The sequence below is a fragment of the Candidatus Abyssobacteria bacterium SURF_5 genome, assembly GCA_003598085.1.
In the GTDB taxonomy this organism is placed as follows: domain Bacteria; phylum Abyssobacteria; class SURF-5; order SURF-5; family SURF-5; genus SURF-5.
On the sequence record QZKU01000126.1, the window covers coordinates 1 to 14,397 of the forward strand.

General features: G+C 52.4%; 13 protein-coding genes and 2 tRNA genes. 13 read left to right on the forward strand and 2 right to left on the reverse strand.

Annotated features, from left to right (window positions below):
- From C4520_18165 to C4520_18210, 10 genes are all read left to right on the forward strand, one after another.
- Window positions 1-121: hypothetical protein (locus C4520_18165; protein RJP16643.1), on the forward strand; the 121-nt coding region annotated here is incomplete at its 5' end.
- A 206-nt stretch (window positions 122-327) separates the two neighbouring features.
- The gene (locus C4520_18170) at window positions 328-2,325 is read left to right on the forward strand and encodes an aldehyde ferredoxin oxidoreductase (protein RJP16644.1); all 1,998 of its coding nucleotides are present in this window, start codon (window positions 328-330) and stop codon (window positions 2,323-2,325) included.
- Between the two features lie 30 nt (window positions 2,326-2,355).
- Window positions 2,356-2,628 (forward strand): hypothetical protein, encoded by a 273-nt coding sequence (locus tag C4520_18175; protein ID RJP16645.1) that lies wholly within the window; start codon window positions 2,356-2,358, stop codon window positions 2,626-2,628.
- A gap of 20 nt (window positions 2,629-2,648) precedes the next feature.
- Window positions 2,649-4,481 carry an FHA domain-containing protein gene (locus C4520_18180; GenBank protein ID RJP16646.1) on the forward strand — a complete coding sequence of 611 codons (1,833 nt, stop codon included), beginning with the start codon at window positions 2,649-2,651 and terminating at the stop codon, window positions 4,479-4,481.
- The gene (locus C4520_18185; protein ID RJP16647.1) at window positions 4,381-5,574 is read left to right on the forward strand and encodes a response regulator; all 1,194 of its coding nucleotides are present in this window, start codon (window positions 4,381-4,383) and stop codon (window positions 5,572-5,574) included. Before C4520_18180 ends, C4520_18185 begins: the two co-directional genes overlap by 101 nt.
- A 140-nt stretch (window positions 5,575-5,714) precedes the next feature.
- Window positions 5,715-6,104, forward strand: coding sequence for a response regulator (locus C4520_18190; protein RJP16648.1), 390 nt, complete (start codon window positions 5,715-5,717; stop codon window positions 6,102-6,104).
- Between the two features lie 184 nt (window positions 6,105-6,288).
- Entirely contained in the window at window positions 6,289-7,701 is a 1,413-nt protein-coding gene (locus tag C4520_18195) for a sensor histidine kinase (GenBank protein RJP16649.1), read from the forward strand.
- 1 nt (window position 7,702) lies between these two features.
- Window positions 7,703-9,070, forward strand: coding sequence for a sigma-54-dependent Fis family transcriptional regulator (locus tag C4520_18200; GenBank protein RJP16650.1), 1,368 nt, complete (start codon window positions 7,703-7,705; stop codon window positions 9,068-9,070).
- A 123-nt stretch (window positions 9,071-9,193) separates the two neighbouring features.
- Window positions 9,194-9,267: transfer RNA gene (locus C4520_18205), tRNA-Asp, on the forward strand.
- Between the two features lie 87 nt (window positions 9,268-9,354).
- The gene (locus tag C4520_18210) at window positions 9,355-10,929 is read left to right on the forward strand and encodes a hypothetical protein (protein RJP16651.1); all 1,575 of its coding nucleotides are present in this window, start codon (window positions 9,355-9,357) and stop codon (window positions 10,927-10,929) included.
- A 12-nt stretch (window positions 10,930-10,941) separates the two neighbouring features.
- On the opposite strand, the gene sucD is transcribed toward C4520_18210, so the two are convergent.
- A complete protein-coding gene (gene sucD, locus C4520_18215; protein ID RJP16652.1) occupies window positions 10,942-11,814 on the reverse strand; it encodes a succinate--CoA ligase subunit alpha in 873 nt (290 codons plus the stop codon).
- Between the two features lie 10 nt (window positions 11,815-11,824).
- A complete protein-coding gene (locus C4520_18220; protein ID RJP16653.1) occupies window positions 11,825-12,982 on the reverse strand; it encodes an ADP-forming succinate--CoA ligase subunit beta in 1,158 nt (385 codons plus the stop codon).
- On the opposite strand from C4520_18220, the gene C4520_18225 reads away from it, so the two are divergent.
- The 3 genes from C4520_18225 to C4520_18235 all read left to right on the forward strand — a co-directional run bounded on the left by C4520_18225 (window position 12,971) and on the right by C4520_18235 (window position 14,341).
- Window positions 12,971-13,183 carry a hypothetical protein gene (locus tag C4520_18225; GenBank protein ID RJP16654.1) on the forward strand — a complete coding sequence of 71 codons (213 nt, stop codon included), beginning with the start codon at window positions 12,971-12,973 and terminating at the stop codon, window positions 13,181-13,183. The genes C4520_18220 and C4520_18225 overlap by 12 nt on opposite strands.
- Window positions 13,174-13,249 (forward strand) — tRNA-Phe (locus C4520_18230). Before C4520_18225 ends, C4520_18230 begins: the two co-directional genes overlap by 10 nt.
- Window positions 13,250-13,591: 342 nt before the next feature.
- Complete coding sequence (locus C4520_18235; GenBank protein RJP16655.1) at window positions 13,592-14,341, forward strand: class I SAM-dependent methyltransferase; 750 nt, start codon at window positions 13,592-13,594, stop codon at window positions 14,339-14,341.
- The last annotated feature ends 56 nt before the right edge of the window (window positions 14,342-14,397 follow it).

Genomic DNA, 14,397 nt, shown 5'->3' on the forward strand with positions numbered 1-14,397 from the left:
CATCTTCATCGCGCCGATCATGAAGCTCTCGCTTTCATTCGATCATCGGGCCGTCGACGGCGCCCCCGCCGCACGATTCCTGCAGATACTAAAAAGAAATTTAGAGGAGTTGAACTTCTGATGGCGAAGCGTATTCCTTTCGGTGCAGGAATGCGTACGAGCGAGTTGAATTCATTCTCAAAGATTTCTTTCAGTTCCCATTATCCTTACGATCGATAAATTCTCTTTTCAGCATTTCACTGTGATATAATCAGACGCATCGCGACATCTCGGCCAGATGGAGAGCGTCGCACACTAATAAATGAGGTGATCGAAAGGAGTAAACCTATGCCTTTTGGATATATGGGAAAAGTGTTATGGGTCGATCTTGGCTCAGGAAAACTATGGGACGAGCACATTGACGAGCGAATATATCAGGACTTCCTTTGCGGATACGGGCTTGGCGCTCAAGTGATTTTTGAGCGACAGCCTGGCAAAGTGGATCCCCTGGGGCCGGAGGCTATTATTGGATTCGCGACCGGCCTGTTAACGGGAACGGGCGCCCCATTCACCGGCAGATATATGGTCGTTGGCAAGTCCCCCCTTACCGGTACATGGGGCGACGCGAATTCCGGAGGTCATTTTTCTCCGATGTTGAAGCGAACCGGATACGATGCCGTATTCGTAAAAGGAGTCTCGGAAAAACCCGTCCTCCTCGTGATCAATGACGGCAAATCGGAACTAATAGATGCATCTTTTGTTTGGGGGAAGGATTGCGTCGAGACCGAGGACCTGATCCGGAGCCGTTTAGGAAATGACAAGTATCAGATAGCCTGTATCGGACCCGCCGGCGAGAAGCTTTCCCTCATATCAGGAGTAATAACCGATAAGGGCAGAGCAGCAGGACGCTCGGGGCTGGGCGCTGTCATGGGGTCCAAAAAACTAAAGGCCATCGCCGTTCTCGGCGAGAGGAAAACTGAAATCGCAGAGGAGCAGCTTTTTTCGAAGATCAGATCGGCCTATCTGCAGAAGTTCAAGAGGAAAGCGCCCTTCAAAGATAAGACGTCCGTCGACAACATCAGGTTTATGGGGAAAATGGTGCGCAGTTTCTTCCCCTTCCTTTTTGCCACGCCGCCGGCCACCTACAAGGAGCTTATCATGCGTTATGGGACAGCCGGCATGACCGCCTATTCCGCCGAGGCCGGCGATTCGCCAATAAAAAATTGGGGCGGAAGCGGCTATCACGACTTTCCTATCGCCTCCAAATCCTACCGGATAAGCGATAAGGAACTCCTTCGATATCAGGAGAAAAAATATCACTGCGCCTACTGCCCGCTCGGATGCGGCGGCATCGTGAATCTTTCAGGCGGCAAGTATCACGTGGAGCGGGGACATAAGCCGGAATACGAGACACTGGCTGCCTTCGGTTCAATGTGCCTGAACGACGACCTCGAAGCGATCCTGTACGCAAATGAGATTTGTAACCGGGCCGGACTGGATACTATCTCGACCGGAGCGGCGATCGCTTTCGCTATTGAATGTTTCGAGAATGGAATCATTTCGGAGCGGGACACCGGCGGGATCCGACTTGGATGGGGCAATTCGGCCGCGATCATAGAGTTGACCGAACAGGTGGCCACGCGAACCGGCTTTGGCGATATATTGGCGGATGGCGTCAAGCGTGCCGCCGAGAGGATCGGAAAAGGTTCAGAGAAATTTGCAATCCATGCCGGAGGGCAGGAGCTTCCAATGCACGACCCCCGGTTTGATCCCACTTTTGGCACTGCATATCAGGTCGAGCCCACGCCCGGGCGCCATACCATCTCATCGGATACCTATGTAATGCTTATGGAACTCCATAAAACATTTAAAGAAGTCATACCGGTGAAACAGGTCACCTTGAAATCCTCAAAATATTCCTATGATAAGATCGGCGAGCACCAGGTGCTGAATAGTATCTATGTGCAAGTTGCGAATGGAGCAGGCGCGTGCATCTTCGGTCTGATGGTAGGAGAATACCCTCTATTCGAGTGGATAAATGCGGCAACCGGCTGGAAGCTAGCTACGCAAGATTTTGTCACAGTTGGAGAAAGGATACTGACCTTAAGGCATTGCTTTAATGTCCGGGAAGGTATTCGGCCAGCCGATACACGGCTGAAAAACAGGGCCGTTGGAGAGCCTCCTCTTCAAAAAGGACCACTTTCAGGGGTGACTATAGACGAGCAAACGCTTGGCCGCCGCTATTATGAGAAGCTTGAATGGGATTATGAGACGGGTCTCCCCAGGCGGGAACGGCTCGAAAAACTTGGGTTGGATGGCGTGGCGCGGCTATTGTATAACAGATAGGTTTTTCCTCACGCTCGAAGGGACGAGTTAATGGTCAAGATACGCGTGGCAGGCATATTCTCAGGACTGCCTATGAACGAGCTATTGGAAGAGCGCTATCAGGCCGGAGACACACCTGCCGCCCTCCTCGGGCGACTCGATAAACGGAAAGCTGTTCAGAGGCGCTTTTTCAGCAAGGTGGTCAAGAGCGGCAACGGAATCTTTCTTCTGAACGGGAACCGGCTTGAACTTAACGATTTGAAGCAAAAGCAGCTTGCTGATGGCGATGAGATATCCGTGCTTTCTGCTATTGCGGGTGGTTGACTTTTTCCAGGGCAAGCTCCATGGACACTGTCATTCCTAAGCTGGTTGTTGTAAAAGGCTTATCTGCACAAACCTACTGTATTACTTCAGATTCCATCTCATTGGGTCGGGCATTATCAAATGATTTTGTCATATCAGCGGAGGGTGTATCACGGATTCATGCCCGGATTTTCAAGGTGGGAAGCGGATACCATATCGAGGATATGGGGAGTACCAATGGCACGTTCATTGGCGAGCAGCAGATAAAAAAGGAAACGGAGCTGCGGGATGGAGATGTAATCGGACTCGGCCGTTCCGTTGCCCTGAGCTTTGTTTTCCCGCTCAAACCGGAGAAGGAAGCGGCACAGATCCTGGATCTCTCAGATGAAGCAGAGCCGGTGATCAGGTCTGCCATCGATTCTGGCGAGCGCGAACCGAGCCCGCGGCTTATCAGCACGATTGAGATACCGTCGGATATCCAATTCTTGCGCCGGACCTACCAGCGGTTGGCACTTCTGTACCAGGTGAACAATTCGGTAGGCTCGATGACCGATTTGGATCAATTATTTGAACGCATAGCCGTCATTGTGGTGAATCTGAAGAAAGCAGACAGAGTTGCCATCTTACTGCAGGACGAGCAAAAAGAGTTGGTTCCGGCGGTGGTCAAGGAAAAGGCCGAAGGTGCTGTGCATCACCCGATGCACGTCAATCGAGCGATCGTACAGAAAGTTATCGGGGAGGGTATCGGAATCCTCAGCGACGATGGGAATGATCCCCGTGGTGCTGAGGGTCATTCCGGCAGGGGCGTCATCGGCAGCGTCATATGCGGGCCGCTCAAGCGTAAGGAAAAAATCATCGGCGCAATCTACGTGGCCTGTTTGAATCAGAATGAAGAGTTTGATGAAGAAGACTTGAAGCTGCTGATTGCCGTGTGCAATGAAGCGTCGATCGTCATCGACAACGCGTATTCGTATCGGGAGATTGAGGAATTGAACAAGGGGCTCGAGGAGAAAGTGCGACAACGCACAGCGGACCTTGAGCGCGCGCTGGAGAATCTGAAAGATGCCCAGTTGCAGCTCGTTCAATCTGAACGGGCATCCGCCGTAGCTCAATTGCTCTCCGGCATCGCCCACGAAATAAACAACCCCGTAAACTACATCATGAACGGCATTGACTCGCTCAGCCGCTATGTCCGAGAGCTTCGTTGGATGAACGAAAGCTACTGTCAGGCGGCGCGGCAGGCCGGTCTCGACTTGAGCGAGATCGAAGCGGAGGCGGATAGATTAAATTTCTCTGAACATATGTCTATGCTAAGCGACCTGCTGTTGGCCATTCATGACGGTGCCAGGCGAACCGCTGAGATCGTTCAGTCGCTTCGCGGTTTCTCGCGTACCGGTGAATCTGAGATCAAGGAAATCGATCTGAATCAGACAATCGACGAATCTTTGCGGTTGCTGTCGTATCGATTGAAGGAGGGGGTGACGGTAGAAATTGAGAAAGGCGATATTCCCCTTCATTCCTGCTACGCGTCGCAGATGGGCCAGGTGTTCCTCAACCTGCTCGATAACGCCGAGCAGGCAATCGGTCAGGACGGACGAATTCTCATCAAGACGTGGTGCGATCCATCATGGGTTTTCATTAGCATATCGGATTCGGGAAAAGGAATCGCACCTGAAATCATCCCGAAGATCTTCGATCCCTTCTTCACAACGAAGACTGAAAATGGGGGCATTGGTCTTGGCCTTTCGATCAGTATGGCCATTGTAAAGCGCCATGGAGGAGATATCAGAGTGCAGAGCGAACCAGGATCTGGAACGACTTTTACGATATCGCTTCCCCGAGAAGCAAAACCGGGTGCAGCCGAGCGGGGCTGACATTATGCAAAGGGAACCTATTCTCTACGTTGATGACGACCACAACAATCTTATCGTCTTTAGGACTGCTTTCCTCGATTATTTCGATGTCTGTGCCTGCTCTTCGGCTGAAGAAGCCCTCTCCCTTTGCGAGCGGCGCGAATTCCCTGTCATTATCGCCGATCAGCGAATGCCCGGAATGAAGGGGACTGATTTTCTGGAAATCGTCAAGGAGAAGTACCCGCTGACGATTCGAATGATACTCACAGCGTACACCGATGTGGTAGACGTTCTTGATGCCATTAATAAAGGCAGCGTGTACAAGTACCTGACAAAGCCGTGGCGAACTGAGGACTTGCTCATGACGCTGCACCGGGCGCTCGAGGCGTACCATCTGTCACAGGAGAACCGCCGCTTAACCGATCAATTGATCGAGGCGGCCAAATTGTCGGTGCTTGGTCAATTTTCTGCGGGAATCGCACATGAGATAAGGAACGAACTGAGTTTGATCACATTGGCTGAACTCATTCGAGAGAAGTACCCGAAAGACGAGATGCTCCAGCGCTATTCTGCAATTCTGCTCGAAGCCCGCGACCATCTGCTGGAAATTGTGAACGAGGTCACGAATGTGGCGCGTGGAGTGGAGCCTTCATGCGAGAAAAAGCCGGTTCCGCTGGCTGAGATTATTCAAAACGCGCTTTCCCTTGTCAGGTACGACAGGAATTTCGACGGCAAAACCCTGGTTGAGAAGGTTTCGCAAAATCCTGTCATCTCAGGCGACAAGGGCAAGTTGCGCCAGGTATTTATCAATGTCCTGCAGAATGCCGCTCATGCAACCGATTCTTGCAACCAGGGCGTCATTACAATCGAAACCCTCGAAGAACCTGGCTTCGGCGTGGTGGCAATTAGCGACAACGGGTGCGGGATCGCACCGGAGAACATGGCCCGCATTTGGGAACCATTCTTTACCACCAAACAGGAGCATGGAACCGGGCTGGGCCTGGATATCTGCCAAAAGATTCTCCATGCGCACAATGGACGTATTGAGTGCACCGATTCCAGTCCGGACGGGACAACCTTTAAGGTCTGGCTGCCGCTGCACCGCCAAGATTGACCGGGTACTGATTTCTGATCAAAAGGAAAAAGGGCCAGTCGCTTAAGATGCGGTTCCACATTGCAGGAAACAGTGGTATAATTGAACTGGGTTAATCAAAACGCGCAGTTGTTTCGCATATTCAGGAAGGGGGGCTCGAAATGAATAACAGGCAATCAATCCTCCTCGTTGACGATGACCAGGAATTCCGGAAGGCAATGAAAAAGATGTTCGAAAAGTCCGGCTATGATGTGACTGTCGCCGCCGACGGGCAGGAGGCGCTGGTTGCCCTATCGGGAAAATCCTTCGACCTGATCATATCGGACTTGCGAATGCCTAATCTGAACGGCATGGAACTGATGGAAGAATTGAAACGGCGCAAGATAAACCTGCCGGTCATCTTTATCACGGCCTATGGTGAAGTTGAATCGTACATGGACCTTATGAATTTGGGAGCTTTCGAATATATTAATAAGCCGGTAAAGGGACATGAGATCCTGGGGGTCGTGCGAAAGGCGCTGGAATCCGCAAGTCCATCCGATAGGATTTAAACGTCGGAGACTTTTCCTCCATCCACATTGCAAGTCGTCCTGGCCAAGTGTCTTCCAGACAAACAGCGGGTCCCGCCGCCCCAAGATTTCTCTGGATTGCCGCTGTTACGACCAATCGCCGAATTGACAGAAGCATTGACGAGCACCTATACTGTTACATAGGCACGTGTGCAGAACCAAGAAGATGAAGTGGCATAAATCTCTCATATTCAAAATCCTCCTCTGCTGTTTCATTTTGACGTTTTGCCTCGTTGGAAGTATCTTTGGCGTCCTCTACCGTTACCAGCAGAGCATTCTTTCGGAGATGGATGAGAAAAGCTCCGAAATACTGCGAGGAATTCAGGTCCAACTGACAAACCTGGAGGACGCAAGAACCCCAAGTGAAATCCTGCACAACCGTCTTTCCGATTTGAAGTCTCGACATGGAGTCGATGCGATTATTGTATATGATTCGGAAAAACAGGTGGTTTCAAGCACTGATTCGGACCAGATGCCCGTTCTTGAATTTGGGATTCCGGAGCGCGCACAAGTGGTTGTGGTAGAACCAACGGAGGGAAGAAAAATAACGGCATATTTTCAAACCTTTCCGTTGATGGTAGGATCCAATCCTGTAGGGTATGTCCGGATCGCTCTCGCCATCGCTCCGCAAACTCACCTCGTGAAAGCCCTCCAGAGCAAGACCCTCATTACGCTGGTGCTTCTGTTTGTTGGAACGATAATCGTCCTTTGCTCCTTGATTTTTAAAATTCTCCGGCCGCTCCAGACCATGGCGCGAACCTGCCAGGAAATAAGTGAAGGTAACCTTCACGAACTCGACATTCGACCGAATGCGAGCGAAGTCCTCGTGCTGGAAATGAAGTTCAACGAGATGGTTGAGGCCCTGAAGGTGAAGGCGAAAATGGAGCAAAAGCTCGCCCAGACTCAGCGCCTGTGCGCCATCGGGAACCTGGCAGCCGGGATTGCCCATGAAATCGGGAATCCTCTGAATGGTATCAAGCTTACCGTTTCGCATGTCAAGGACTTGTTTTCCGCGCGCGAACTGAGTGACGAATCTTTTCATAAATACACAGATACGATTATTAAAGAAGTAAACCGGCTGGATGGGATTGTTCGTGATTTCCTGATGTTTGCAAAAGAGCGAGAGCTTGCGCTGCAGCCTTATCGGATCGACAAACTGCTCCACGAGACCGTCCGCTTGATCGAGAAAGACGCCTCCAAGAGGGGCATCCGCATCGAAACGGATATTCAGGCGATCAGCCGAGAGGCGCTCATAGACCCGCAACTCCTGAAAAGTGCTTTACTTAATATCATCATCAACGCGATGGACGCGTCAGACGGCAGCGGAAAAATCAGGCTTGTCTCGACGGATTCCTGCGATACATGCAGGATAGAGGTGATCGATCAAGGCGTAGGTATCCCCGCCGAGATACTGAGCCGAATATTCGATCCATATTTTTCCACCAAGTCTTCAGGAACCGGATTGGGGCTCTCGCTGACCAAAATGATTATCGAGAAACATGACGGCGATATTTCCATCGAGAGCACCGTGGGAAAAGGGACCAAGGTTATTATCACCCTGCCGATGAAAGGAATGTGACGTGCCCGCAAGAATCCTCGTGGTGGACGACGAAGACGCGCAACGCCAGATAATTGCGGATGTCCTCTCTCATGCCCATTATGATGTCGTCCAGGCAAGCGGCTCATCCGAGGCCGCTGGATGCCTGGAGCGCGAAGAGCTTGACATAGTCATTACTGACCTCAAGATGCAGGACGGTACCGGCCTGGATGTCCTGAGCGAAGTCAAGCGCACCTCCCCAGAGACCGAAGTCATTGTCATGACGGCGTACGGTTCCATCGAGAGCGCCGTCGAGGCGATGCGGGAAGGCGCCTATGATTACATCACAAAACCATTCAATAAGGATGCGCTCCTCGTCTCGGTCAGGAGAGCGCTCGAACATCGAGACTTGCGCGAGGAGAATCTGCAGTTGCGGGAACTGGTCAAAACCCGGTTCACGACCGGCAATATTGTCGGAGCAGGCAAAAAGATGCAGCGGCTCTTTCGCCTGATGGAGAAATCGATTCCGGTCAACAGCACGGTGTTGATCCAGGGCGAGAGCGGAACGGGGAAAGAGCTGGTGGCCCGGAGCATCCATTTCGACGGCCCGCGCAAGGATAAGCCCTTTGTCGCGGTTAATTGCGCAGCCGTACCGGAGAACCTGATTGAGAGCGAACTGTTCGGACACGAGAAGGGCGCTTTTACCGGGGCGGTCCAGACGAAGAAAGGAAAATTCGAGATCTCTCACGAGGGCACGATTTTTCTGGACGAAATTGGTGACATGTCTCTGGATCTGCAGGCGAAACTCCTGCGGGTTCTCCAAGAGATGAAGATTGAACGAGTCGGAGGAACCGATTTGATTCCCATCGATGTCCGCGTGATCGCCGCAACGAATAAGAATCTGGAACAGGAGGTCCAGAAAGGAAATTTCCGGGAAGACCTCTTCTTCCGCCTCAACGTCATCGTGATTGAAATACCCCCGCTCCGCGAACGACAAGAGGATATCCCTCTGCTCATCGACCACTTCAAAAAGAAACTTTCCCATGAATTTCAGCGGCCTTATCCGGCCATTGATCCCGCCGTTATTGACCGCTTTATGACATACCACTGGCCGGGCAATGTACGCGAACTTGAAAACACGCTTGAGCGTCTGCTCGTGCTTACCGACAAGAATAAGGTCGACGTCTCGGATTTGCCGCGTAATCTTGCCTATCCGCAGGTCGTCTGCGCACAGGAGCTTGACGGCATCTGTCTGCCCGAGGAGGGTGTCTCAATCGATGACGTGCAGAAAAAGCTGATCTGTGAGGCGCTCAGCAAGACCAACGGGCACATCCTTAAAGCTTCCAAACTGCTCGGGATGACCTATAAAACGCTCCAGTATCGCATCAAGAAATACGGCATAACCCTCTGATGTGATCCCTTCTGAATCATACTCCGTACTTGTGCGATTTCGTCTGCAGCACTCCCGTAACACCTGTCCTGCACTTGACTTTTTGCCGTTTTTAGGTTATACATGTAGTGTAGTCCCGATGCGGGGGGCGTAGTTCAGTTGGTTAGAACGCCGGCCTGTCACGCCGGAGGTCGCGAGTTCGAGTCTCGTCGCTCCCGCTTTTTTTCACTAAAATTCCATTTATCCTTCCTTCTCCCGTGCAACGATTACGTCAGAGAAAAATCTTTGCCGCTCCCTTTCCGCGAATGCGAATTTTAGTCCCTTTTTGCGTGTTACTCTTTCTTCCATGCTCTGCCGCATTGGGCGTGGAGATCGGCAGCTCGATCTCGCCGCTCTCAATGAAAGATCTGTCGAACGAGACTGTCGAACTTGTTGCGACACCGCAAAACATGGTAATCCTGTATCAGTTTGAATATTCGAGTAAGAGCAAAAAGATCCTGGCTGATTTGATCGATGCCGCATCCTCAGTCGGCGGTATCTCTGCATTTGGGATCACCCGCCAAATTCCCGCAGAAGACCGGTATTCCTTTGGCGCTTTTTCATCGAGGATCCTTGTCGATGATAAGAACGCGACTGCAGCTCTCGGCATGTCGCGATCATCACCTGCGGTCGCCATTCTTGGACCCGGTAACCATTTGCTGGCAGTGCTTGACGAACCTGCTTCATCGGTGGAGATGGTGCTTGCTGTTGCTGATGTTTTTCTTGCGAATGGATTTCCTGACGCAGCCGAAAGATGTTATCGAGTTGTCCCGCCGGAAATTGGAGATGAGACTGCGGTACAGATGTGCCGCATGTATTCCGCCATTTTGAGGGGAGATGTGAAAACAGCCCAAGCAGAGATGAAGGAGTGGGATCAGAAAAGCGCTTCGCCTTCGGCGGACCTGCCTGCGGCAAGAGCGTTTCTCCTGTTTTGCGAGGGGAACACTCGACGTGCGCTGGCCGAATGCCAGAAGGCGCCGGAGAACGGATTCGCACAGTGGGTTAAAGGACTGGCACTCTCGCGAATGGGAGAATGCGCGGCTGCCTCGGCGGCCTTCCATAATGCCGTGAAAAGTCGGCTTTCGTATCGCTGGCAGAAAGTCGCAGCATTTGTTTCGGCGGCGCAGGTGTCGGAGGCGGAAGGAAAGCCAGACGCAGCGCTTGCCCTTCACAAGAAGGCGTTCGACCTTGCTCCTTTGAATCCGGTCAACACTGCTTGTCTCGTGAATTATTATTGGCAGCAGAATAAAATCCCGGCTGCCTCCGCTTATGCCGGAATTTTACAAGCGACAACTCAGAATGAGCTGGTACGCTCCTTCATTTCGGAATTTGAAAAGGAGGTTATCTTTATCGGCTCCACGGCTGCCCGCGAAGCCGTTTTCAAAAAAATCAAAAAGAATGAGCCTGCCGGAGCGAAGCCGGCGGGAACCAGAAACATCGTGGTTTCGGACTTTTTCATCCAGGGATGTCCGAGCGATTCCGGTTACCTCGCGTGCGCGGCATCGGCCTATCTAACACACTGCCTCGAGCGCAGCAAAAAGGTCTCGGCTGTTCGACGCGCCGCAGTGAAGGAAGCGGCCAGAGTAATGGGAATTGCTGAGCGGCGCCCGATTGGAACGGAGCCCCTCAGAAAAATTGCGTTGGCGCTGTCAGCCGATCTGCTTGTAGTCGGCGAAATCGGCTCATACGAGGATTTTTATCTGATAAACGTTCGAGTCGCGAACGTCCACTCGGGAGAGATCGTGGCGATAATCTCCGATCGTTTCCCGACTCTGGAGGGAGTAGCCCCCGCGATCGAACGGGCATCAGATGAGCTGCTTAAAAAGTTGAAACTGGAATGATTCGTTCGCGTCTCACTTGCTGAGAACTTCCGCTACAGTACGGCCGATAACTGCAGGACTCTCACAAACGGTAATTCCTGCAGCCTTCATGGCCTTCATCTTCTCCGCTGCCGTTCCTTTGCCGCCGGCGATGATGGCGCCTGCATGACCCATTCGCTTGCCGGGAGGCGCGGTCAGCCCCGCAATGAAACTCACCACCGGTTTCGGAAACTGCGCCGCGACGTATTCAGCCGCCTGCTCCTCGGCTGTCCCTCCGATTTCCCCGATGATGACAACGGCATGAGTGCCGGCATCCTCTTTGAACAGTTTCAGAAGATCAACGAACGTGCTTCCGATAACGGGGTCTCCGCCAATGCCGATACAGGTTGATTGGCCGATGCCGCACCGTGTAAGCTGATCGACTGCTTCATACGTCAGCGTTCCGCTTCGCGAGATCAGACCCACATTTCCCGGCTTATGAATGAATCCGGGCATGATCCCGACCTTGCATTTGCCAGGGGTAATGACTCCAGGACAGTTGGGCCCGATCAAGCGGGTGGGCCGGTCGGCGAGATATCGTTTCACGCGGACCATATCCAGCGTTGGAATGCCTTCCGTGATGCATACAACAAGCGGAATGCGGGCATCGGCCGCTTCCATAATAGCGTCGGCCGCAAAGGGAGGTGGGACGAAAATGAGCGAAACGTTTGCGGCGGTCTCATGAACTGCAGCCTCAACCGTGTTGAAAACGGGAACGCCGTCGGCGGCCGTTCCGCCTTTTCCCGGCGTTACACCCCCGACTACATTGGTGCCGTATTCGATGCACTGCTTTGTGTGGAACGCGCCTTCGCGGCCTGTGATACCCTGCACGAGCAGTCGCGTCTTCTCATTGACCAGGATACTCATTTCAGCCCCCCTATGCGACGGCCGCGACGGCTTTGCGTGCGGCATCCTCAAACGTGTTCGCGACGGTAAAAGCAAGGCCCGATTTTGCGAGAATTTCTCTGGCTTCCGCGGCATTGGTTCCCTCGAGGCGCACAACGATCGGCACGTTCACCTCGACTTCCCGTAGCGCTTCGACGATACCGTTTGCCACCCGGTCGCAGCGCACGATGCCTCCGAAAATATTCACGAGAACGGCACGCACGTTCTTCTCGGACGTCAGAATGCGAAACGCGTTGGCCACACGCTGCGGGTCGGCAGCGCCTCCCACGTCCAGGAAATTAGCCGGCATCTGGCCGTGCAGCTTAATGATATCCATTGTAGCCATCGCAAGGCCGGCACCATTTACCATGCAGCCGACCGATCCATCCAGCTTGATGTAGCTCAGATTCGATTTGGACGCCTCCACCTCGAGCGGTTCTTCCTCGTGGATATCCCGCAGCGCTTTCAGATCCTCATGGCGATATAGCGCGTTGTCGTCCAAATTCACTTTCGCGTCGAGTGCGAATGCGTCGCCGGCATCGGTGACCGCGAGCGGATTAATCTCAACCAGCGACAAATCCATCTCGATGAACGCACGATACAGGTTCGAGATCATGCGCCCGATCTTTCCGCTGAGTTCCTTGTCGAGATGAAGCCCGTACTGCAGCTTTCGAATCTGGAACGCCTGGAGCCCGACCGCGGGATCAACGACGACCTTGATGATTTTTTCCGGCGTCGCTGCGGCCACCTGCTCGATGTCCATGCCTCCCGCCTCGCTCGCCATTATAATAGGCCGCTCGGAAATGCGGTCGATAACGATGCCCAGATAAAGCTCGCGCGCAACATTGCCGGCCTGCTCGATCAGGACGCGACGCACGAGGCGTCCTTCCGGACCAGTCTGATGCGTTATCAGCCGCATCCCGAGAATCGATGCGGCCGCCTTTTCAGCGTCTTCGGGTGATGCGGCTGTTTTTATGCCGCCGCCTTTGCCGCGACCGCCGGCATGAATCTGCGCTTTAACCACGACGGGGCACTGCAACTCGCTTGCAATCCGCCGCGCCTCGGGCGGATCATCAGCGACCGAGCCGCGCGGGACGGAAATATTGAACTTGCGGAAAAGCTCCTTTGCCTGGTATTCATGAATTTTCATGGCGATCCTCTCGGCTTAGTGAATGGGGTGCTGGAGACGCCGACTGAAAGCGGCCATAGTTTAACAAAAGCGTTTGTCGCTGTCAAAGTGGTCAGCATAAGAACGAAGGTGGATTTCACTTGCTTGACAAAATGCGCCAAGATTGTGTATTTTAGATGCGACACAATCAGCGCATGGTATATGCATATAACGGCGGGATAGCTCAGTCGGTAGAGCAGAGGACTGAAAATCCTTGTGTCCGCAGTTCGATTCTGCGTCCCGCCACCAATCTTATGTGGTAGTAGTGCACAATTTACAGCTTCTCCTTACTCTTGGTCATGAAAGGGGAAGCAGGCAAGTGTCGGCTAAGCACCCTCTCCGGCCGAAATCCTGAATATTCTTCAGAGAACCACTGTCGAGAAGACAGATTAATCTGAACCAATAGCGCCTATTATTGCACATGTCCTTAATGTCGAATGACTCTTTTTTCCCGGCCGCCCGAAGCAGCTCCTGAAGCAGCGCCTTGCAGGCGCCGGAGATTTTTTGTCATATTGTTTACTCCCAAAAATTGACTCAAGCGGTTAAGAATAATATCATTTTGACCTATCATTTTGAAAGGATCCACAGAAATTGCCCCTTCATCTGAGAAAAGCTGAAAAGATGGATCTGGCTCTGGCTGCAGCTGTTTCGTTTGTTCCGCTTCTTATTGGTTTTCTCGGCTGGCGGTTGCTTGGGCCACTCGTTATTCCCGTTGCCATCAGCGCCGCAGCCTTTTTTATCACCCTGGCGCAACTCGAAATATCGGAACGACGCAGGGAAGATTACCGGCAAATCGAAGCTCTCTTCTCCCTTTTCTCAGTCGTAAAGCCATCCCGACCGCTGCCACCGATGCGAGATTGGGTGATCTCGCCTGATCTAGCAAGCATCATAGTTCGGGAAGTCTTAGATCGGAAGTCCTCGGTGATCCTGGAATGCGGGAGCGGATTGTCGACGCTTCTCATGTCGTATTGCGTAATCAGCAACGGGAAAGGGCACATCTGGTCATTGGAACACGATGCAAAATATGCAAGGCTGGCGGAAAAACTTATCGATTCGCATGGTATGAAGCAAACAAGCACTGTGATACATGCTCCACTCAAGGAGGTCTTCCTTAGAGGAAGATCATGGCTGTGGTATGACTCATCAATTCTCAAGGACATCGGGCCCATCGACATTGCGGTCATCGATGGTCCCCCAAAAAGAGTTCAGAGAAACGCCAGATATCCGGCGTTGCCTCTCATATACCGATACTTGAGCGAGGATGCAATCGTCATTCTTGATGATGCTTCTAGAAAGGAGGGTCCTCATGAGAATTTGTGGGTGAGAAAAAGTCATAAATAATTGAAAAGCATGAACTAAATCCTGTATATCGAGTGTCTGAAGAGGATACTCGAAAG